This window comes from Cupriavidus sp. 96C5-1, from assembly GCF_057798855.1.
Window position 1 is genome coordinate 1 of record NZ_JBYOJU010000067.1, and the last position, 18,322, is coordinate 18,322.

At 69.0% G+C, this 18,322-nt stretch carries 20 protein-coding genes; 8 read left to right on the top strand and 12 right to left on the bottom strand.

The window, feature by feature from the left end:
* The first annotated feature begins 108 nt into the window (after window positions 1-108).
* Window positions 109-312, top strand: coding sequence for a hypothetical protein (locus AC3FOF_RS41100; protein WP_488729926.1), 204 nt, complete (start codon window positions 109-111; stop codon window positions 310-312).
* 113 nt (window positions 313-425) lie between these two features.
* Here AC3FOF_RS41100 and ybeY read toward each other — a convergent pair whose 3' ends face one another.
* From ybeY to AC3FOF_RS41125, 5 genes are all read right to left on the bottom strand, one after another.
* Entirely contained in the window at window positions 426-1,166 is a 741-nt protein-coding gene (gene ybeY, locus AC3FOF_RS41105; RefSeq protein WP_488729927.1) for an rRNA maturation RNase YbeY, read from the bottom strand.
* Window positions 1,167-2,162: a PhoH family protein gene (locus AC3FOF_RS41110; RefSeq protein WP_488729928.1), complete on the bottom strand. Its 996-nt coding sequence runs from the start codon at window positions 2,160-2,162 to the stop codon at window positions 1,167-1,169.
* Window positions 2,163-2,243: 81 nt separating this feature from the next.
* The gene (gene miaB, locus AC3FOF_RS41115; RefSeq protein ID WP_017225643.1) at window positions 2,244-3,596 is read right to left on the bottom strand and encodes a tRNA (N6-isopentenyl adenosine(37)-C2)-methylthiotransferase MiaB; all 1,353 of its coding nucleotides are present in this window, start codon (window positions 3,594-3,596) and stop codon (window positions 2,244-2,246) included.
* A 93-nt stretch (window positions 3,597-3,689) separates the two neighbouring features.
* Window positions 3,690-4,064: a hypothetical protein gene (locus tag AC3FOF_RS41120; RefSeq protein WP_488729929.1), complete on the bottom strand. Its 375-nt coding sequence runs from the start codon at window positions 4,062-4,064 to the stop codon at window positions 3,690-3,692.
* A gap of 199 nt (window positions 4,065-4,263) precedes the next feature.
* Complete coding sequence (locus tag AC3FOF_RS41125) at window positions 4,264-5,952, bottom strand: ClcB-like voltage-gated chloride channel protein (protein WP_488729930.1); 1,689 nt, start codon at window positions 5,950-5,952, stop codon at window positions 4,264-4,266.
* 302 nt (window positions 5,953-6,254) lie between these two features.
* On the opposite strand from AC3FOF_RS41125, the gene AC3FOF_RS41130 reads away from it, so the two are divergent.
* Together AC3FOF_RS41130 and AC3FOF_RS41135 are read left to right on the top strand one after the other, a co-directional pair.
* Window positions 6,255-7,937 (top strand): DEAD/DEAH box helicase, encoded by a 1,683-nt coding sequence (locus AC3FOF_RS41130; protein ID WP_488729931.1) that lies wholly within the window; start codon window positions 6,255-6,257, stop codon window positions 7,935-7,937.
* Between the two features lie 36 nt (window positions 7,938-7,973).
* Entirely contained in the window at window positions 7,974-9,050 is a 1,077-nt protein-coding gene (locus tag AC3FOF_RS41135) for a serine/threonine protein kinase (protein WP_488729932.1), read from the top strand.
* A 46-nt stretch (window positions 9,051-9,096) separates the two neighbouring features.
* Here the strand turns inward: AC3FOF_RS41135 and AC3FOF_RS41140 are convergent, their stop codons facing one another.
* Window positions 9,097-9,534 carry a universal stress protein gene (locus AC3FOF_RS41140; RefSeq protein ID WP_017228905.1) on the bottom strand — a complete coding sequence of 146 codons (438 nt, stop codon included), beginning with the start codon at window positions 9,532-9,534 and terminating at the stop codon, window positions 9,097-9,099.
* A 38-nt stretch (window positions 9,535-9,572) separates the two neighbouring features.
* Here AC3FOF_RS41140 and AC3FOF_RS41145 point away from each other — a divergent pair, with 38 nt between their 5' ends.
* Both AC3FOF_RS41145 and AC3FOF_RS41150 read left to right on the top strand, forming a co-directional pair.
* A complete protein-coding gene (locus AC3FOF_RS41145; protein ID WP_488729933.1) occupies window positions 9,573-9,977 on the top strand; it encodes a hypothetical protein in 405 nt (134 codons plus the stop codon).
* Window positions 9,978-10,116: 139 nt separating this feature from the next.
* Window positions 10,117-10,536, top strand: a complete 420-nt coding sequence (locus AC3FOF_RS41150) for a carboxymuconolactone decarboxylase family protein (RefSeq protein ID WP_017228903.1) — start codon at window positions 10,117-10,119, stop codon at window positions 10,534-10,536.
* 261 nt (window positions 10,537-10,797) lie between these two features.
* Here the strand turns inward: AC3FOF_RS41150 and AC3FOF_RS41155 are convergent, their stop codons facing one another.
* Together AC3FOF_RS41155 and AC3FOF_RS41160 are read right to left on the bottom strand one after the other, a co-directional pair.
* Window positions 10,798-11,028 carry a hypothetical protein gene (locus tag AC3FOF_RS41155; RefSeq protein WP_035814491.1) on the bottom strand — a complete coding sequence of 77 codons (231 nt, stop codon included), beginning with the start codon at window positions 11,026-11,028 and terminating at the stop codon, window positions 10,798-10,800.
* Between the two features lie 100 nt (window positions 11,029-11,128).
* A complete protein-coding gene (locus tag AC3FOF_RS41160; protein ID WP_276266870.1) occupies window positions 11,129-12,079 on the bottom strand; it encodes a LysR substrate-binding domain-containing protein in 951 nt (316 codons plus the stop codon).
* Window positions 12,080-12,299: 220 nt separating this feature from the next.
* Between AC3FOF_RS41160 and AC3FOF_RS41165 the strand changes: the two genes are divergently transcribed.
* Both AC3FOF_RS41165 and AC3FOF_RS41170 read left to right on the top strand, forming a co-directional pair.
* On the top strand, window positions 12,300-13,292 hold the full coding sequence (locus tag AC3FOF_RS41165; RefSeq protein ID WP_276266869.1) for a Bug family tripartite tricarboxylate transporter substrate binding protein: 993 nt from the start codon (window positions 12,300-12,302) through the stop codon (window positions 13,290-13,292).
* Window positions 13,293-13,400: 108 nt separating this feature from the next.
* The gene (locus tag AC3FOF_RS41170) at window positions 13,401-14,624 is read left to right on the top strand and encodes an aminotransferase-like domain-containing protein (protein WP_488729934.1); all 1,224 of its coding nucleotides are present in this window, start codon (window positions 13,401-13,403) and stop codon (window positions 14,622-14,624) included.
* A 30-nt stretch (window positions 14,625-14,654) separates the two neighbouring features.
* Here AC3FOF_RS41170 and AC3FOF_RS41175 read toward each other — a convergent pair whose 3' ends face one another.
* Window positions 14,655-15,014 carry a hypothetical protein gene (locus AC3FOF_RS41175; protein ID WP_488729935.1) on the bottom strand — a complete coding sequence of 120 codons (360 nt, stop codon included), beginning with the start codon at window positions 15,012-15,014 and terminating at the stop codon, window positions 14,655-14,657.
* Window positions 15,015-15,116: 102 nt separating this feature from the next.
* On the bottom strand, window positions 15,117-16,031 hold the full coding sequence (locus AC3FOF_RS41180; protein ID WP_035809294.1) for a DMT family transporter: 915 nt from the start codon (window positions 16,029-16,031) through the stop codon (window positions 15,117-15,119).
* A gap of 189 nt (window positions 16,032-16,220) precedes the next feature.
* Between AC3FOF_RS41180 and AC3FOF_RS41185 the strand changes: the two genes are divergently transcribed.
* Window positions 16,221-16,691 carry an Lrp/AsnC family transcriptional regulator gene (locus AC3FOF_RS41185; RefSeq protein WP_017225796.1) on the top strand — a complete coding sequence of 157 codons (471 nt, stop codon included), beginning with the start codon at window positions 16,221-16,223 and terminating at the stop codon, window positions 16,689-16,691.
* Between the two features lie 9 nt (window positions 16,692-16,700).
* Here AC3FOF_RS41185 and mdcH read toward each other — a convergent pair whose 3' ends face one another.
* Both mdcH and AC3FOF_RS41195 read right to left on the bottom strand, forming a co-directional pair.
* Window positions 16,701-17,639, bottom strand: coding sequence for a malonate decarboxylase subunit epsilon (gene mdcH, locus AC3FOF_RS41190; RefSeq protein ID WP_488729936.1), 939 nt, complete (start codon window positions 17,637-17,639; stop codon window positions 16,701-16,703).
* Window positions 17,636-18,322, bottom strand: a complete 687-nt coding sequence (locus tag AC3FOF_RS41195) for a malonate decarboxylase holo-ACP synthase (protein ID WP_488729937.1) — start codon at window positions 18,320-18,322, stop codon at window positions 17,636-17,638. Before AC3FOF_RS41195 ends, mdcH begins: the two co-directional genes overlap by 4 nt.

The window sequence follows — 18,322 nt, forward strand, 5'->3', positions numbered from 1 at the left end:
GCGCGGTGGCCCCGGCTTGAGGCGAGCGCCCCCAATCTGGAGCCACCGCGCCCACGACGAAACCAATGCCGTTCATGATCGGGTGGCCATATAAACTGGTAACGGCAGATGCCTGAATGGGCAAGCGAGATTGTCATTCAGGGGTCGTACACTGAAACCACCGTCATTCGTAGTGGCAACGCCGTTCGTGCCGGTAGCGCCAGCAGTTTATTAGAACTGTCGCGCCCACCACGAATCCGCAAAGCCAGCAAGCCCGACACGCCAGCCTCCTGCAAGGATCGCTTTCTTTTGGTTACTTTTCTTTACGAGTAAAGAAAAGTGACACCTCCATGTGCCCGAGGGCCTGACAGAACACCGCCTTTAGGCCCTGCAAACCCAAATCAGGTCCCTACAAACGCAATATAGAGTAGAGCAGAAGCCCCCAATCACCCAACCCTGCCGCGCTCCAAATACGGATCCCCAAACCCAAGCGCCTGCAGCGTCTCCGTCTCGATCGCCTCCATCTCCTCCGCTTCCGCATCCTCCTCATGCTCATAACCCTGGGCATGCAGCACACCATGCACGATCAGGTGCGCATAATGCGCCTCGAGCGTCTTCTTTTGCTCGCGGGCTTCCTGCTCCACCACCGGGCAGCACAGCACGATATCGCCGCTGACCGGGTCGGTCTCATGCTCGGCGTAGGCGAAGGTCAGCACATTGGTCGCATAGTCCTTGCCCCGGTAGCTGCGGTTCAGGCCGCGGCCTTCTTCCTCGCCGACAAAGCGGATGGTCAGCGCGGCGTCGGCGTACAGCGCCGACTTCACCCAGGTCTGCACCTTGCGCTGGGTCGGCAGGCCGCGCCGGCCCTTGATGCCGTCGCCGTACTGCAGCGCCAGTTCCAGCGCGGGCGGCGTGGCGGGGGTGCCGGTGGTGGTGACCGTCGGCGTGGCGGTCACGGCCACGGAAAGCGCGTCGTGGTTGTCCGGGCGGACCAGCAGGCCGGCCTGCTGGCGGTCGTCGGTGTGCTCGGCCAGCAGCGCGAGCACGCCGTCGGCGGCCTGGGACAGGTCCACGGTGATGCTGCGGCCGTCGGGCAGCTGCACGCGCACGGCGTGCGCCTGGGTCTTGCGGGCGCGCCCGTTGGCGTCGAACAGGATCAGGCTGGCGGGGGAGGTGTTGGCGTTCAATTAAGCATCCCTGTGTTGGGCGTGATATTCGTCATACGCATCGACGATGCGCGCCACCAGCGGATGGCGCACCACGTCGATGCTGGTAAAGCGGGTCATGGCCACGCCGCGCACGTCGCGCAGCACGTGCTGCGCTTCCACCAGGCCGCTCTTCTGGCCGCGCGGCAGGTCGATCTGGGTGGTGTCGCCGGTGATCACCGCCTTGGAGCCGAAGCCGATCCGGGTCAGGAACATCTTCATCTGCTCGGGCGTGGTGTTCTGCGCCTCGTCCAGGATGATGAAGGCGTGGTTCAGCGTGCGTCCGCGCATATAAGCCAGCGGCGCGATCTCGATCATCTGGCGCTCGAACATCTTCTGCGTGCGGTCGAAGCCGAGCAGGTCGTAGAGCGCGTCGTACAGCGGGCGCAGGTAGGGATCCACCTTCTGCGCCAGGTCGCCGGGCAGGAAGCCCAGGCGCTCGCCGGCTTCCACCGCCGGGCGCGTCAGCACGATGCGCTTGACCGCGTCGCGTTCCAGCGCGTCCACCGCGCAGGCCACCGCGAGGTAGGTCTTGCCGGTGCCGGCCGGACCGATGCCCAGGGTGAGGTCGTGCGACAGCACGTTGCGCAGGTAGTCGCGCTGCATCGGCGTGCGTCCGTGCAGCCCGGTGCGGCGCGTGTGCAGCACCGGCGATTCGTCCTCGAAGGCGTCCGCCTCGGCGGTGGCGCCATCCGGCACATAGGTGCCGTGCGCGGCGACCTGGCGCGCCTCGACCAGGCCGAGCTGCACGTCGTCGATCGACAGCGCGGTGCGGGCCTGGTTGTAGAAGTGCTCCAGCGCGGCGGCGGCGTCGCGGGCGTAGGCGCCGCGCACTGTCATGCGGTGGCCGCGGCGCTGGATGGTGACGTCGAGCGCCTGCTCGATCTGGCGCAGGTTTTCGTCAAGCGGCCCGCACAGGTTCTGCAGGCGGGCGTTGTCGTCCTTGGGGGCGACGAATTCGGCTGAGGGAATTTTCATCTGGGAACGGATGGCGGCTTCTGGCGTTCGCTTCGGGCGCACCGCCTGCCGGCGGCAGCCGGCAGGCGGGCCTGGACTGGATTACTGGCGCACCACGATCTCGCCGCGCAGCGAGTGCGGGAAGGCTTCGGTGATGGCCACATCCACCATCTCGCCGACCAGGCGGTCGCGGCTGGCCTGGGGTACGCCCGGCAGGGCGAAGTTCACCACGCGGTTGTTCTCCGTGCGGCCGTGCAGCTCGGTGGGGTCCTTGCGCGCCGGGCCTTCCACCAGGATGCGCTGCACCGTGCCGACCATGCCATGGCTGATGCGCTGCACGTTTTCCTCGATGGTGGCCTGCAGGCGCTGCAGGCGCCGCAGCTTGACCTCCTGCGGCGTGTCGTCGGCCAGGTTGGCCGCCGGCGTGCCGGGGCGCGGGCTGAAGATAAAGGAGAAGGAGGTGTCGTAGCCGATCTCCTCGATCATGGCCATCAGCTTTTCGAAGTCCGCTTCGGTCTCGCCAGGGAAGCCGATGATGAAGTCGGACGACAGCGACATGTCCGGGCGCAGCGCGCGCAACTTGCGGATGATGCTCTTGTATTCCAGCACGCTGTAGCCGCGCTTCATCGCCATCAGGATGCGGTCCGACGCATGCTGCACCGGCAGGTGCAGGTGGTTGACCAGCTTCGGGCAGCGCTCGTACATTTCGATCAGGCGCGGCGTGAATTCCTTGGGGTGGCTGGTGGTGTAGCGGATGCGCTCGATGCCGGGGATCTCGGCCACGTATTCGATCAGCAGCGCGAAGTCGGCGATCTCGCTGGTGCCGCCCATGGCGCCGCGATACGCATTGACGTTCTGCCCCAGCAGCGTGACTTCGCGCACGCCCTGTCCGGCCAGCCCGGCGATTTCCGCCAGCACGTCCTCGAACGGGCGCGAGACTTCTTCGCCGCGGGTGTAGGGCACCACGCAGTAGCTGCAGTACTTGGAGCAACCTTCCATGATGGAGACGAAGGCGCTCGGGCCTTCCACGCGCGCCGGCGGCAGGTGGTCGAACTTCTCGATCTCGGGGAAGGAGATGTCCACCTGCGAATGGCCGGTCTGGCGGCGGCGGCTGATCATGTCGGGCAGGCGGTGCAGCGTCTGCGGGCCGAACACCACGTCGACATAGGGCGCGCGCTTGACGATGGCCGCGCCTTCCTGGCTCGCCACGCAGCCGCCCACGCCGATCACCAGGTCCGGCTTGAGCGCCTTGAGCGCTTTCATGCGGCCGAGTTCGGAGAACACCTTCTCCTGCGCCTTCTCGCGTACCGAGCAGGTGTTGAAGAGGATCACGTCCGCATCTTCGGGGTTGTCTGTCTTTTCCAGGCCTTCGCTGGCGTGGAGCACGTCGACCATCTTGTCCGAGTCGTACTCGTTCATCTGACAGCCGTAGGTTTTGACGAAGATTTTTTTCATGGTGCCGATCTCAGTGGTTGACCTGGGGGCATCAGGGTTTGGGGGACTAAAACCGTCCGGTGCCAGGGCGGGTTGCCATGGCCCGGACGACGATCATTGGGCTGCCTTCTGTTCCTGCTCGCTCAGCACCCAGGCCGTCAGCAACTGGCCGTAGAGGTCGAGCTTGTAGCGCACCGGCAGTTTCTGGCCTGCCACCGCGCCGATGGCCAGCAACTGGTTGTCGGTGCCGAACAGGCGTAGCCCGGGCGCCACGCCAACGGTCTTGCCGTCCAGCGTTGCCGACTGCGGCGCGCCTGCCGACGGCGCGGCGAGCACCAGTCTTGCCTTGGCCGCGTCGGCCGGAATCACGCGCAGCAACTGCTGGGCCTGCGCCGTTGCCGGCAGCAGCGCCGCGCCCAAGGCGAGCGATGCGGCTAGCAGGGTGGCCCGGGCGAGCAGGGCAGGGCGCGCGGCACGGTTGGCTGGCATGGAGGCTCCGGCGAAAACGGTTCGGGAATCGGGGGCGATGCAGCTTGCCCGGCTGCGCCGGCGCCCCGGACGGCAAGCGGCGTGGGCGGCAAGCAGCGTACCGGCCAGTCTACGCGCATCGTGCCACGGGGCGGGCAGTGTGCGCGGCGCGGGCCGGGCAACCCGCCATTCTACCCGTTCGCCCGCTGGCCGCACTGGCCTAGAAGAGCCCGGATGCTTCCTGCAGCACACGCCGCTTGGAGACCGTGCCCATCAGCTCGCGCCCGGCGATATCGCGGATCACGGGAATGCGGTTGAGCGCGTGATGGGTGAACAGCTGCAGCGCGTCGGGCAGATGCGACTCGGGGGTGAGCGTGGGAAAGTCGCGTTCGCACAAGGCGAATAGGTCGGCACCCGGCTGCTCGCGCAGTGCGCGCTGCACGGCGTGGATCGACAGCGCACCCAGCAGGCAGTCATTGGCCCCGACCACATACAGGTAACGCGTGCCGGTCTCGGCGAACTTGTCGCTGGCCTCGTTCAGCGTGGCGTCCGGGCCGATGGTGGTGTCGGTGGGCTCGCACAGCCCGGCCAGCGTGAGCGCGCGCGCGCGCGCGGCCGCGGCCGAGGCCTGCGTGCGCTCGGCCACCACGCTGTACAGCGACAGGGTCTGGCAGCGCGAGGCCGTGTAGTAGGCCGCCGCCGCGCCGATCATGCCGGGCAGCAGCAATGCCGGCGCCAGCGTCATCTCGAACACCATCAGCACCGACATCAGCGGCGCCTGGCTGGTGGCGGCCAGGAACGCGCACATGCCCACCAGCGGCAGCAGCGGCGCGCCGCTGCCGCCCGGCACGGCCGGCGCCAGCAGCTGTCCCAGCGCGGCGCCGATGAACAGGGAGGGCGTGAACACACCGCCCACCGCGCCCGAACCCATGCTGAGCACGGTGGCCAGCAGCTTGGCCAGCAGCACGCCCACCAGCGGCACGCTCAGCGGATGCGCCATCAGGATCGACTGGATGGTGTAGTAACCGTTGCCAACCACTTCCGGCACCCAGACCGCCAGCACGCCGACCAGGGTGCCGCCCAGCGCCAGGCGCGGCACCAGGCCGCCCGGCAGGCGGGCAAAGGCGCCCTTGGCCAGGCTCGAGGCGCGCATGAAGAGCGCGCCCGCCACGCCGGCCAGCACGCCCAGCAAGACGGCGGCCAGCAGCATCGGCGGGTGCAGCAGGTCGGACGGCACGGTCAGGCCGGGGTAGAGCGGCTGCAGGCCGCCGTGCAGCTGGCTGACCACGGTGCCCGCCACCGATGCCAGGAACAGCGGCATCAGCCGCTGCACCGCCACTGCTCCGAACACCACTTCGGCCACGAACACGGCGGCCGACAGCGGCGTGTGATAGACCGAGGCCAGCCCGGCCGCGGCCGCGCAGGCGGTGAGCATGCGGCGCAGATTGGTGTCGCCATCGGGCCCCGCGCCGGCGCGCGCCGACGGGAATACCGATCCGCACAGCGCCGCCAGCTGGATCATCGCGCCTTCCTTGCCGACCGAGCTGCCGGTGACGATGGAGCAGAACGAGGACAGCGCGCGCAGCAGGGTGATGCGTACCGGCAGCCGCCCGGTGCCGCTGGCGACCGCTTCCATATAGTCGGAAACCCCGGGCTTGGCCGCGTTCAGCCGGGCCGCGGCGGTCAGCAGCAGGCCGGCGATCATGCCGCCGAGCGTCGGGATCACCACCCGCCATGCCAGCGCCAGTCCCGCGAAGACGGTGACGATGTCCGCATGCGTGCCAAACATCACATAGCCGCTGGCGTCCAGTGCTTCCTTGAACAGCGTGGTGACGATGGCGGCGGCGATCCCTACCGGGATGGCCGTAAAGAGGGTGACTTCCTGGTCTTCTATGAACCTGAACCGCATCGTGTCGGCATCCGGGGGGCGGGGACGGGGCTGGGGCCGGGCTTGTCCGCGCCCGCGGGGGCACGGCCAGGCGGGGCCGGAGCGTGGCTGGCCGCCATGATAGCGCAGCGTCGCCGGCGCCCCTTGGCGCGGGCGCGCGCGCCTTGACGCGCCGGGCTGGTACACTAGCGCTCTTTCCTCCAAAGAAGCGGGGGCAGTCGCCTCGCTTCGCCGGTCGCTTTGTCCGGTTTTCGGTTTTCTCACTCACGTCGCCCCCGCGATTGGCGCACCACATGCGCAAAGGGCGGCCGAAGCGTCAATTCATGTCTTTTTCCGAACTTGGCTTGTCCGACAAGCTTGTGCGTGCCGTGGCCGAACAGGGCTATACCACGCCGACCCCGATTCAAGCGCAGGCGATCCCCGCCATCCTGAAGGGAGGCGACCTGCTCGCCGGCGCGCAGACCGGCACCGGCAAGACGGCCGGTTTCACGCTGCCGCTGCTGCAACTGCTGTCCGAATCCTCGGCTGGCCGCGAACCCGTACGCGGACAGCGCCTGCCGGTGCGCGCGCTGGTCCTGACCCCCACCCGCGAACTGGCGGCGCAGGTCGAGGAAAGCGTGCGCAACTACGGCAAGTACCTCAAGCTGCGCTCGATGGTGATGTTCGGCGGCGTGGGCATCAACCCGCAGATCGAACAGCTCAAGCGCGGCGTCGATATCGTGGTGGCCACGCCCGGCCGCCTGCTGGACCACCTGTCCCAGCGCACCATCGACCTGTCGCACGTGGAAATGCTGGTGCTCGACGAAGCCGACCGCATGCTCGACATGGGCTTCATCCACGACATCCGCAAGATCCTCAACGTCCTGCCGCCGAAGCGCCAGAACCTGCTGTTCTCGGCCACCTTCTCCGACGAGATCCGGGGCCTGGCCGACCGCCTGCTGGACAATCCCGCCTCGATCGAAGTGGCGCGCCGCAATACCACCGCCGAGACCGTGGCGCAGCGCGTGTACCCGGTCGACCGCGAGCGCAAGCGCGAACTGCTGGCCCACCTAGTGCGCGAGAACGACTGGCACCAGGTGCTGGTGTTCACCCGCACCAAGCACGGCGCCAACCGGCTGGCCGAGCAGCTCGACAAGGAAGGCCTGTCGGCGCTGGCGATCCACGGCAACAAGAGCCAGTCGGCGCGCACGCGCGCGCTGACCGAGTTCAAGGCCGGCACGCTGCGCCTGCTGGTGGCTACCGATATCGCCGCGCGCGGCATCGACATCGACCAGCTGCCGCACGTGGTCAACTACGACCTGCCCAACGTCCCTGAGGACTATGTGCACCGTATCGGCCGTACCGGCCGCGCCGGCGCCGAGGGCGAGGCGATTTCGCTGGTGTGCGTGGATGAAGCCACGCTGCTGCGCGACATCGAGCGCCTGATCAAGCGCCAGATCGAGCAAACCGTGCTGCCGGGTTTCGAAGTCGATCCCAGCATCCCGGCCGAGCCGATCCAGAAGGGCCGGCAGGCACGCGGCCAGGGTAATGGCGGCGGTGGCGGTGGTGGCGGCCGTGGCCGCGGCCAGGCACCCGCCGGCGGCGGCCAGCCGCGCGGCAGGGCACCGGCGCAGGACGCCGGCGAACGCCCGCAGCGTCCGGCCCGCGCCCCGCAGGGCCGCAGCCAGGCGCCGGCAGCGGGCGAAGGCCAGCGTCAGGGCCAGCGTCCCGCCCAGGGCCAGCGTACTGCCCAGGGCGGCAGCCGTCCGGCCCAGGCCGGGCAGGGCGCGCCCCGTAACGGTCAGGGTAATGGCCAGGGTAACGGCCAGGGCAATGGCAGCAACGGCAATCGCGCTGCCGGCAACGGTGGCCAGGCCAACGGCAATCGCCAGGTCAACGGCAATCGTGCCGGGGTCGACACCCACGCCGCGCAGCCGCGCATCGGCCAGGATGCAGCCCCCCGGGGACGCCGTCCGGCGCCGCAGGCAGCGCTGCTGGGCGGCAATCGCGCCAAGCCCACGCGTTGATGCACGCGTCAATCCTCGATAAGGCGGCCACGCGCAATGTCCAGTTCAGGCTTCGATCTGCCGGGTCCAGGTAACGGCAGCGGCCTGGCGCCTGGCGAGGCCGCCGGCGACGGCGGCGTTCCCTATGCCAGCCTCACGCCGGACCTGATACTCGACGCCATGGAGGCCGCCGGTTTCGAGCCGGACGGCCGCCTGCTGGCGCTCAACAGCTACGAGAACCGGGTCTGGCAGGCTGGCCTCGAAGGCAGCGCGCCGGTGGTGGTCAAGTTCTACCGTCCCGGCCGCTGGAGCGACGCCGCCATCCTGGAAGAGCACGCCTTCGTGCAGCAGCTGGCCGACGCCGAGATTCCGGCGGTGCCGGCCATCGCGCGCGACGGCGCCACGCTGCTGGCGCATGCCGGTTTCCGCTTCGCGGTGTTTCCCCGCTGCGGCGGGCGCGAGCCGGAGCTGGACCGTGCCGACACGCTGACCTGGCTCGGCCGTTTTATCGGCCGCATCCATGCGGTCGGCGCCACGCGCCCCTATGTGGCGCGCCCGGCCATCGACGTGGACACCTTCGGCATGGCTCCGCGCGACTGGCTGCTGGCGCAGGGCTGCATCCCGGCCGAGCTGCGGCCGGCCTGGCAGGCCGTGGCCGATCTCGCCATCGAAGGCGTGCGCCGTTGCTACGAACGCGCCGGCGAGTTGCCGCTGCTGCGCCTGCATGGCGATTGCCACCGCGGCAACGTGCTGTGGATCGAAGAAGGCCAGGCCGGCACGCGCCCGCCCGGTCCGCATTTCGTGGACTTCGACGACAGCCGCATGGGTCCGGCGGTGCAGGATCTATGGATGCTGCTGGAAGGCGAGCGCGCCGCGCAGCAGGGCCAGATGGCGGACATCCTTGCCGGCTATGAGGATTTCGCGGAATTCAACCCGCGCCAGCTTTACCTGATCGAGGCCTTGCGCACGCTGCGCCTGCTGCACTACAGCGCCTGGCTGGCCAGCCGCTGGCGCGACCCCGCTTTCCCGGCGGCCTTCCCCTGGTTTGGCACCGCCCGCTACTGGCAGGACCGCATCCTCGAGCTGCGCGAGCAGGTCGCGCTGATGGACGAGCCGCCGCTCTGGCCGGTGTAAGGCCGGACGCATTGCAACAGGGCGCCGCCAGGGCGCCCGCCCGCGCCTACTTGACGCCCGGCGCCTTCACCATCACCACCGGGCACGGCGCATGCGCCAGCACCCGTCCGGCCACCGAACCAATCACCGCATCGAAGAACGAGCCGCGCCCGTGCGTGCCCATGACGATGCCGCGCGCGTCCACGCTGGCGGCATAGGCGACGATGCGCTCCGGGGCGAAGCCGTGCAGCGCGTGGCGCTCGAAGGCGATACCGGCCGCGGCGAGGATGTCCGACACCGATTTCATGGCCTTCTCGCTTTCTTCCTGATGCCAGGCATCGATGGTGTCCTTGCTGACGAAGGCGCGCACCTGGCCGGTCACATCCGGGGTCACATGGACCACATGCACGGTGAAGCCGCTTTGCAGCAGCTTGCCTTCGGCGATAAAGCGGGCGGCGGCATCGGCAAAGGTGGAACCGTCGGTGGCGAGCACGATATTGGTCATGGCGGCTATCTCCTGGCTGGGCTGCAATGGTTGTCGGCATGGCACCGCCTGCCGGCGCAGGTCCGGGGGCGGCCACCGGGACCATCATGGCACCGGCGCCGGGCACGTGCCAGGATCCAGATCAAATCCGGCTCGAATCGGTATGGCTGCGGACGATTGGCGGAATCCCCGCCAAACGCAGCAAGCCCCGCGTTGACGGCTTTTTTGCACCCCACCCTGGTCGTCTATGCGCCATTTTGACGCCGCAGAACCTACCCTGCAGACAGGAAAAACGCTGTCGGATCATCCGTCTTGCCGCTATGTGGATCTACTACCGTCTGGCGATCGGCGCCCTGGCCATGCTCGCGCTGATCCTGCTGTTTGCCATGGAGTTCGGGCTGGCCAGCGCCATTGCGCGCCGCGAAGCGGGTTTTGCGCGGGAACCTGACGAGCAGGGGCCGTGACGCTGGCGGCGTGCCCGCCACCCAATCCCATCCGTAAACCGGCGAAAATCTCCTGGCGGCCCAGCGGGTCGCCGCCTTGCCACGCTTGGGCGTGGCAAGGCATTCCCCAATGCCCGGGCCAACCCAGGAGAGACGCAAGATGACGCAAGCCAAGCAGGATCCCGCCGCCTACGCGCAAACACCAGCCTTCGAAGCCGGCCGGCAGGTCCGCTCGGAAGTCATGGGAGAGCAATACGTGCAGCGCGCGTTCGACGCCGCGCAACAGCAAGGCGATGTCGGCCTGCAGCAACTGGTGACGGAATTCGCCTGGGGCACGGTATGGACGCGCGACGGGCTCGAGCGCAAGCAGCGCAGCCTGGCTACGGTGTCGATGCTGATCGCACTCAACCGGCCGCAGGAACTGACGGGGCACCTGCGCGGCGCGCTGGCCAATGGCGTGACGCCGCAGGAGTTGCGCGAACTGGTGGTGCACAGCGCGGTGTACTGCGGCTTTCCGGCCGCGCTCGACGCGGGGCGCAAACTGGCGGAAGTGCTGGAGGCGGCCAACGCGAAGGGGTGACCGCCAGGGAAACGAGGCGAAGCGGCCCTGTCCGGTGGCGCGGCAAGCGCGCATTGTGCCGGTATGTGCCTGCGTTTGGCTCAGCGCTGCAGCGCCTGCGCGGCAAAGCTCACGAGGTAGCCGCTGCCCAGGCAGGCGGCAATCCATCCGGCGAGGATCAGGGCACTGTCTTTGACGGTCATGATGGATTCCTGTGGTCTGCCGTGGGCGCAGGGCGGCACGCTGCCGCCCTCGTCGTCCGGTGCAGCCGGTTCGTCCCGTTCATACGGCGAAGCCGAAGGGGTAGTCCTGGAGCAGCGTGCGGGCGCCGCCGCTGAAGGCATCGGCCTTGCGCGCGCCGCCGGTATAGGGATCGGACGAGCGGTGCACATAGCCGTAGTCGTCGCCGGCGTGGGTGCCGCGCGCGTCGGCGGCAAAGGCGGAGTTCAGCGAGAGCAGGGCGGTGCCGGCGATGACGGCAGCGAGCAGCAGGCGGGCGGTGGTGATGTTCATGATGGATCTGCCTTGTTGAAATCGGGAGAACATGCTGTGTCTCCATGTGACAAAGGATAGATCCGGCAGATCAACGATACTTAGCCGTGTATCGTATCCATCATTCAAATTTTTTGATTAAATCTGGCGGTGCTGTTCCCGCCCGGGCCGCCTGCCGCGCGGCGAAATCCCGCGCCGCCGCCAGCAGCCATGTGCGCAGGCGCGACATGGCATCGCTCACCGGGCGTGAGTCCGGCAGTACCAGGTAATAGGCGCGCTGCGAGCGCATGGCCTGCGCCACCGGCATCGCCAGCAGCCCCAGCGCCAGGTATTCCTCCACCAGGAAACGCGGCACCAGGCCCACGCCCAGCTTGGCGCGGGCTGCGCTGATGACCATGCTGTGGTGGTCGTAGCGGGTGCCGCGCATGGCGTTGACGTCGCCAACGCCAGCCGCTTCCATCCAGTTCTTCCAGTCGAGGCGGCGCGTCGACAGATGCAGCAGCGGTGCCTGCGCGATGCGTTCGGCGGTCACGGTCTCGCCGGCAAAGAAGTCCGGGTGGCAGATCGGCACCGACTCCTCGTCGAACAGCGGATCGGCCCGGCCGCCCGGATAGTTGGCTTCGCCGTAGTGGATGGCGGCGTCGTACGGCGTGCCATCGAACAGGAACACATCCGCTTGCGCACTGAAATTGACCACCACCTGCGGGTGCTGCGCGTAGAAGGCAGGCAGGCGGGGTATCAGCCATTCCACCGCGAGTGTCGGCACGCAGGCGAGTTCGACGATGCCGCCGGCGCCCTCGTGCGCCATGATGTCCAGCGTATCGCGCTGCAGCTTCTGCAGACTCTCCCGCACCTGGTCGCCGTACAGCGAGCCGGCCGGGGTCAGGCTGACGCGCTGGTTGGCGCGGTGGAACAGGGCCACGCCAAGCTGGCTTTCCAGCGTGGCGATCTGGCGCGAGACGGCACTCTCGCTCAGGCATAGCTCGGCCGCGGCGCGGCGCAGGTTCTGGTGGCGCGCCGCGGCTTCGAAAGCGCGCAGGCTGCTCAGGCTGGGAATGCGGGAGGCGCTCATGGTCTCGGGGCGGGGGGCGGCGGGGACGATGGAGCCGTCGTCGCTGGATCGGCTCCACGTTGATATATAAAAGTCATCATCCTATGCGTAAAACTCGCTTGATGGAAAAAAGTTGATGACTAAAAATGCCGTACGCCGGGAATACTGCACTTGGGATTCCCGTGTCCCCCGCCCCCCAAGAGACGGGACATCACAACCATAAGGAAACGAGGAGACCGGCATGAAGCCACTGCTTCGCATCATCGGCCATTGCGGCATTTCACTGGGCCTGCTCGCGGCGGCCACCGCCAGCGCGGAAGACTTTCCCAACAAGCCGGTGCGCATCATCGTGCCGTACCCGGCCGGCGGCACCACCGACATGGTGGCGCGCATGATCGGCGACCAGCTCACGGCGATGTGGAAGCAGCCTGTGCTGGTGGACAACCGGCCCGGCGCCGGCGGCATCGTCGGCACCGGGGTGGCGGCCAAGTCGCCGGCCGACGGCTACACCCTGCTGATGGGCTCGGTAGGCGAGTTCGGCATCAATCCCACGCTGTACAAGAAGCTGCCCTATGACGCGGTGGCGGATTTCACGCCGGTGTCCCTGGTCGCCAAGGTGCCCAATGTGGTGGTGGTGTCGCCGGCCTTCGCCGAGCGCGCCCGCGTGCAGACGCTGGCGGAATTCATCGCCTACCTCAAGGCCAATCCCGGCAAAGTCAATATGGCGTCGGCCGGCAACGGCACCTCCACCCACCTGGCCGGCGAACTGTTCCAGCGCATGACCGGCACGCAGATGAGCCACGTCGCCTACAAGGGCAGCAGCCCGGCGCTGGCGGACCTGATGGGCGGCAGCGTGGACGTGATGTTCGACAACCTGCCGGCCTCGATCCAGTTCGTCCGCTCGGGCAAGCTCAAGGCGCTGGCGGTGACCTCGGCCGGGCGCTCCGCCGCCTTGCCCAATGTGCCGACCGTGGCTGCCGCAGGGCCGGTCGAAGGCTTCGACGCCAGCCCCTGGTTCGGCCTGTTCGCTCCCAAGGGCCTGCCCACCGCGCTGGCGCAGAAGATCAGCCGCGACCTGGCCCGCGCCACCAGCGATCCCGCCATCCAGGCCAAGCTGCGCGAGCAGGGCGCCGAGCTGGCGCCGAATACGCCGGAGGCGTTCGCCGAGCTGGTCAAGCACGACCGCCGCAAGTGGGGCGAGATCGTCAAGCTGTCCGGCGCCACGGTCGACTGATACGACGGACGGCGGGTCCCGTGCGCGCAGGGCGCGCGGGGCACGTAGCCGGCCTTGCCTGACCTTCGCCGCCGCCGCCACGCCTTCAACACTCACCGCGAGCATCCCATGAGCACGCCAGTCCATCCGTACGCCTTTGCACCGGCCATGCGGGAGCCGCAGGGCTCGCCCATCCGCGAGCTGTTCCCCTATATGAGTCTGCCGGGGATGATCTCCTTCGCGGGCGGCTATCCGTCTCCCGGCAGTTTCGATGCCGGCGCGCTGCAGGCCGCGGCCAGCGCGGTCATGGCCGCCGACCCGGCGCAGTGCCTGCAATACGGTCCGACCGAAGGCATGGCCGCGCTGCGGCGCGAACTGTCGGCGCTGATGGCCGAACGCGGTGCGCCCCTGCCCTCCGAGCAGATCGTGGTGACCTCGGGCTCGCAGCAGGGCTTCGAGCTGCTGGTCAAGGCCTTGGTCGCGCCCGGTACGCCGGTGTGGGTGGAAACGCCGACCTATCCCGCCGCGGTACAGGCGCTGCGGCTGGCCGGCGCGGCGGTGCGCGGCATCCCTTCCGACCGCGACGGGCTGTGCGTGGAATCCCTGGCCGCCATGCTGGCCGGCTGCAGCGAGGCAGAATGCCCGCGGCTGCTTTACCTGGTGCCCACCTTCGCCAATCCGAGCGGGCGCACGCTGGCGCTGGATCGCCGTCGCGCTCTGCTCGTGCTGGCCGCGCGGCATCGCATCGTGGTGGTGGAGGACGATCCCTACGGCAGCCTGCGCTTCGACGGCGAGCCGCTGCCTTCGCTGTTGTCGCTGGCCGCGCAGGATGCCGCGCTGGCGCCCTGGGTGATCTACCTGGGCAGCTTCTCCAAGACCATGGCGCCCGGGCTGCGGCTGGGCTGGATGGCCGGTCCCGCCGAGATCCTGCGGCGCGCGGTGATCGCCAAGCAGGTGTCGGACCTGTGCACCTCGCCGTGGCTGCAGCTGGCCATGGCCAGTTGCCTGGCCGATGGCCTGCTGGCCCGGCAGACCGCGCGCATCATTGCGCTCTACCGCCGCAAGCGGGACCTGATGGCGCAGGCGCTGGCCGACACGTTCGGCGCAGCCCTGCGCAGCGAAATGCCGCAAGGCGGCATGTTCCTGTGGTGCGGGATCGAAGGGGTGGACGATGCGGCCAGCCTGCTGCCGCATGCCATCGCGGCGCGCGTGATGTATGTGCCGGGCGCCAGCTTTGGCGTGGACGGCGCGCCTTCGGGCGCATTGCGGCTGTCGTTCGCTACCGCGTCGGACGAGCAGATCGTGGAAGGGGTGGCGCGCCTGCGGCAGGCGGTGCGGGCCAGCCAGGCGTAGGCCGCGCCGCGCGCGGCAGTATCAGCGGAGCTAGTCGCGATCGCGGCCGCGGCCACGGCCGTGATCATGATCATGCCAATCCCGGTCGCGCCGCTCGTGTTCGCGCCACTCCCGCTCGCGCCATTCGCGCTGGCGCCAGCCGGGGCCGTAGTAGCCAGGCCCGTAATAGCCGGGCCCCACTACCACCGGCTGCGGCGCGACATAGACGGGCGCGGGCTCGTAGACCGGCGCGGCGCGGTAGACGGGCGCCGGCTGGTAGACCGGGGCCGGGGCAACATAGACCGGACCGGGCACGCCGATGCCGATATCCACATCCACGCGAGCAAAGGCGGCGCTTGAAGCGAGGCCGGCTACTGCGGCAAGGGTGCAAAGGGTGGCAATTTTCCGCACGGGCGACTCCGGTTAGTGGTGGCCTCCACTGTAATGCGGCGCGCCTTTGCCAGGTATTAGCGGCGCAATACAACTGTGTCTACTTGTAACGCGGCGGCGGCTTCATGCGCTGCGCCATGGCAGGCGCCGCCCCAGCCAGGGGGCTAGCGCGGAGGTGGCCACGCCCAGCGCGATCAAGGCCAGCCCGGCCGACAGATCCGCGGAGATCCGCTCCTGAAAGGCCACGGCTGACACGATCAGCCCGATCAGCGGCACGCACAGCATGGCGATCGAGGTCGCCGCCGGCGGCAGGGCCTGCGTCATGTTCAGCACCACGATGAAAGTCAGCGCGGTAGCCAGCGGACCGGTGTAGAACAGCAGCGGCCAGATCTCCGGCATCGAGAGGAAGTGGGGCGCGCCGTCGCGCAGCAGCGCCAGCACCACCAGCGGCACCGATGCCACCGCCGTTTCCCAGGGAATCATGTCGGCGCCCAGCCGCACCGTCCGGTTGGCGCGCAACTGGATAATGCTGAGCGACCAGGCCAGCGAGGCGCCGAGCAGCATCACCAGGCCCACCGCGGTATGCAGTTGCCAGTCGCGCAGCGCCGGCGCCACCATCAGCGCAATGCCGGCATAGCTCAGGCCGGTGGCAATCCATTGCGGGCGCGACAGCCGTTCCTTGAGCACCAGCGACGACAGCGGAATCACCCACACCGAGGTGGCATAGGCGATCACCGAGGCCCGCCCCGGCGGCACATACTGCAAGGCCCACAGCGCCAGCGCCGTGAAAGCCGCCATCTGCAGCAGGCCCACGCCGAGCACCAGCGGCCATTCCTGCCGCGTCGGCAGCCGCAGCCGGCCCAGCACGCCCAGCACCAGGAAGCTGATGGCCGCCGCCGAGACGAAGCGCGCGGCGGCAAACCAGAGCGGGCTGACGTGGGTCAGGCCGAGCTTCATGACCGGCCAGTTGCCGCCCCAGATCGCCACGGCGCAGGCGAGGGGGATAAACCGGCGCCATCCTTGTTGTGCTGCTTGCATGCTTCGACTCGACTTAACTCAATAACCAGAAACCGGAAACCAGGACCGCGGACTTGCCGGCGCGCCAGGCATGGCGCGGGCAGGCCGTGAAGTCTACGGTTTATTGCGCCGCAGCAAAAACCGAAGCCAACTGCAAATTCAGATCAATGCAGCATAGAATGCTGAGATTCATAGATGCGGGAGCGCAACGTGCTGGACATCGACCTGGACGCCACGGATATCCGGATTCTCAACGAGCTGCAGCGCGATGCCAGCCTGACCAATGTGGAACTGGCCAGCCGCGTCAGCCTGTCGCCTTCGCCCTGCCTGGCGCGGGTCAAGCAGCTGGAGAAACGCGGCGTGATTTCGCGCCGGGTCACACTGTTGGACGCGCGCCGGCTCGGGCTGAAAGTGGTGGTGTTCATCCAGGTCTCGCTGGACAAGCAGCGCCGCGAGAGCCTCGACGGCTTCGAGCGGCGCATCACCAGCCTGCCGCAGGTGATGGAGTGCTACCTGATGTCGGGCGATGCCGATTACCTGCTGCGGGTGGTGGTGCCCGACGTGGAGGCGCTGGAGCGCCTGATCATCGACCAGATCACGCGTATTCCCGGCGTGTCGAATATCCGCTCGAGCTTTGCGCTCAAGCAGGTCCTGTACAGCACGGCCTTGCCGCTGGGGTGAGGGGCTGGCTCAGGAAGGCTGCCGCAGCGCCTCGCGCGCGGCGAGCGCCACCACGCTGTCGACGCGCGTATCCGCGCAGGCCACCGCGATGCCGTCCCGCAGCAGCGGCGCGGCCAGCCGCGTGAGCACGTTGCCGGGCGGCATCTCCACCGCCAGGCGCATGCCGCATGCGCGCGCCAGCAGCATGGTCTCGTGCCAGCGTACCGGCACGGCAAGGTTGCGCGCCAGGTCGGCGGCGATGCGCGCGGGGTCGCGCAGCTCGCGTGCCGCGCTGGCGCTGAAGTAGCGCAGGCGCGGCCGGCCGATGCGCACGCCGGCGACGGCGCGGGATAGTTCGTCCGCCGCGCCGTCGAGCAGGGGGCAGTGGGAGGGCACGCCGATGGCGATGGGCCGGGCCGCATGCGCGCCGCTGTCCAGCGCCAGCGCCGCCACGCGCGCCATGGCCGGCACGGCGCCGGAGATGACCAGCTGGGCAGGCGCATTGAGATTGGCCAGGTAGACCGGCGACGCCGGCCCGTGCACTTGCGCGATGAGGCGTTCCAGCGGGCCGCGCTCCAGCCCCAGGATCGCCGTCATGCCGTAGCCGGCCGGATACGCCTGTTCCATCAGGCGAGCGCGCAGCGCCACCAGCCTTACCGCGTCGGCATGGTCCAGCACGCCCGCGCAGACCGCTGCCGGGAACGCGCCGATCGACAGTCCGGCCACGGCATCGGGTTTGGCGCCTTCGGCCAGCAGGCAGCGCGCCATCGCCACGCCGGCGGCCAGCAGGCACAGTTGCACGGCCACGGTGGAGCCGAGTTCGGCGGCGCTGTCGAGCGCCAGCGCATCGCGCCCGAGCACCGCGCCGGTTTCGGCCACGGTGGCGTGCACGGCCGGGTGATCCGGCAGCGCATGCAGCATGCCGGCACGCTGGGCGCCCTGGCCGGGGAAAGTGAACAGCGTGCTCATGGCGCGGTCATGGCGTGGTCATGGGGCGCCACTGCCGGCGGGTGCCACGGGTCTTCGCACAGGACCGGACCGTTCGCTGTCCTGAGCAGCACGCGGCCACCGGTGCGCGCGCGCTCGCGCAGCGCGAAGGCGCCGGCGGGCGTGGACACCTGGATGTCGATGCGGGCGTCGCCGGGCTGCCCGTCGAGCAAGGCGACGAGCAGGCGTTCGGTCTGCGGTGCGAGCGGCATGCCCGCGGTGACCAGCAGGTCGAGGTCGCTCCCTGGGTGCAGCACGTCGATGCCCGAGGCGAGCGTGAAGCCGGCGCCGCCCGTCACGCCCCAGTTCAATCGCGCTTCGTCCAGCAGCGGCGCCACGCGCGCGAGCACCGTCAGCGCCGGCAAGGCGAGGCGGCGCGGATGATCGCGCCAGCGCGCCTGCCGCGCGATCATGCCCGGCGTGACCACGCGTGCCACCTGCGCGCGCGGCAGCCACGCCGCATGGCGCTGCGCGCGCGTGGTGCCGCGCAGGCCGACCGGGATGCGGCCTGCGTCAATGCGATCGCGCCGCACCACCAGCGGCGCGCGCGCCAGCCATTCGGCGCCGGCCCATGCGGGGAGCGCGTTCGCGCCGGCAAAGGCAGGCGGGTCCACCAGCCAGAGCAGGTCGTGGGGCAGCAGCGCGCGTGCCGTGGCGCCGTGCAT

Excerpts from the sequence above, each read along its gene's own strand:
- AC3FOF_RS41150 (WP_017228903.1), top strand. The coding sequence starts at position 10,117 with ATGACGCAAGCCAAGCAGGATCCCGCCGCCTACGCGCAAACACCAGCC.
- AC3FOF_RS41130 (WP_488729931.1), top strand. The coding sequence starts at position 6,255 with ATGTCTTTTTCCGAACTTGGCTTGTCCGACAAGCTTGTGCGTGCCGTG.
- AC3FOF_RS41125 (WP_488729930.1), bottom strand. The coding sequence starts at position 5,952 with ATGCGGTTCAGGTTCATAGAAGACCAGGAAGTCACCCTCTTTACGGCC.
- AC3FOF_RS41180 (WP_035809294.1), bottom strand. The coding sequence starts at position 16,031 with ATGCAAGCAGCACAACAAGGATGGCGCCGGTTTATCCCCCTCGCCTGC.
- AC3FOF_RS41155 (WP_035814491.1), bottom strand. The coding sequence starts at position 11,028 with ATGAACATCACCACCGCCCGCCTGCTGCTCGCTGCCGTCATCGCCGGC.
- AC3FOF_RS41100 (WP_488729926.1), top strand. The coding sequence starts at position 109 with ATGCCTGAATGGGCAAGCGAGATTGTCATTCAGGGGTCGTACACTGAA.
- AC3FOF_RS41195 (WP_488729937.1), bottom strand. The coding sequence starts at position 18,322 with ATGCACGGCGCCACGGCACGCGCGCTGCTGCCCCACGACCTGCTCTGG.
- AC3FOF_RS41145 (WP_488729933.1), top strand. The coding sequence starts at position 9,573 with ATGGCACCGCCTGCCGGCGCAGGTCCGGGGGCGGCCACCGGGACCATC.
- mdcH (WP_488729936.1), bottom strand. The coding sequence starts at position 17,639 with ATGAGCACGCTGTTCACTTTCCCCGGCCAGGGCGCCCAGCGTGCCGGC.
- AC3FOF_RS41160 (WP_276266870.1), bottom strand. The coding sequence starts at position 12,079 with ATGAGCGCCTCCCGCATTCCCAGCCTGAGCAGCCTGCGCGCTTTCGAA.
- AC3FOF_RS41135 (WP_488729932.1), top strand. The coding sequence starts at position 7,974 with ATGTCCAGTTCAGGCTTCGATCTGCCGGGTCCAGGTAACGGCAGCGGC.
- AC3FOF_RS41165 (WP_276266869.1), top strand. The coding sequence starts at position 12,300 with ATGAAGCCACTGCTTCGCATCATCGGCCATTGCGGCATTTCACTGGGC.
- AC3FOF_RS41140 (WP_017228905.1), bottom strand. The coding sequence starts at position 9,534 with ATGACCAATATCGTGCTCGCCACCGACGGTTCCACCTTTGCCGATGCC.
- AC3FOF_RS41110 (WP_488729928.1), bottom strand. The coding sequence starts at position 2,162 with ATGAAAATTCCCTCAGCCGAATTCGTCGCCCCCAAGGACGACAACGCC.
- AC3FOF_RS41170 (WP_488729934.1), top strand. The coding sequence starts at position 13,401 with ATGAGCACGCCAGTCCATCCGTACGCCTTTGCACCGGCCATGCGGGAG.
- AC3FOF_RS41120 (WP_488729929.1), bottom strand. The coding sequence starts at position 4,064 with ATGCCAGCCAACCGTGCCGCGCGCCCTGCCCTGCTCGCCCGGGCCACC.
- miaB (WP_017225643.1), bottom strand. The coding sequence starts at position 3,596 with ATGAAAAAAATCTTCGTCAAAACCTACGGCTGTCAGATGAACGAGTAC.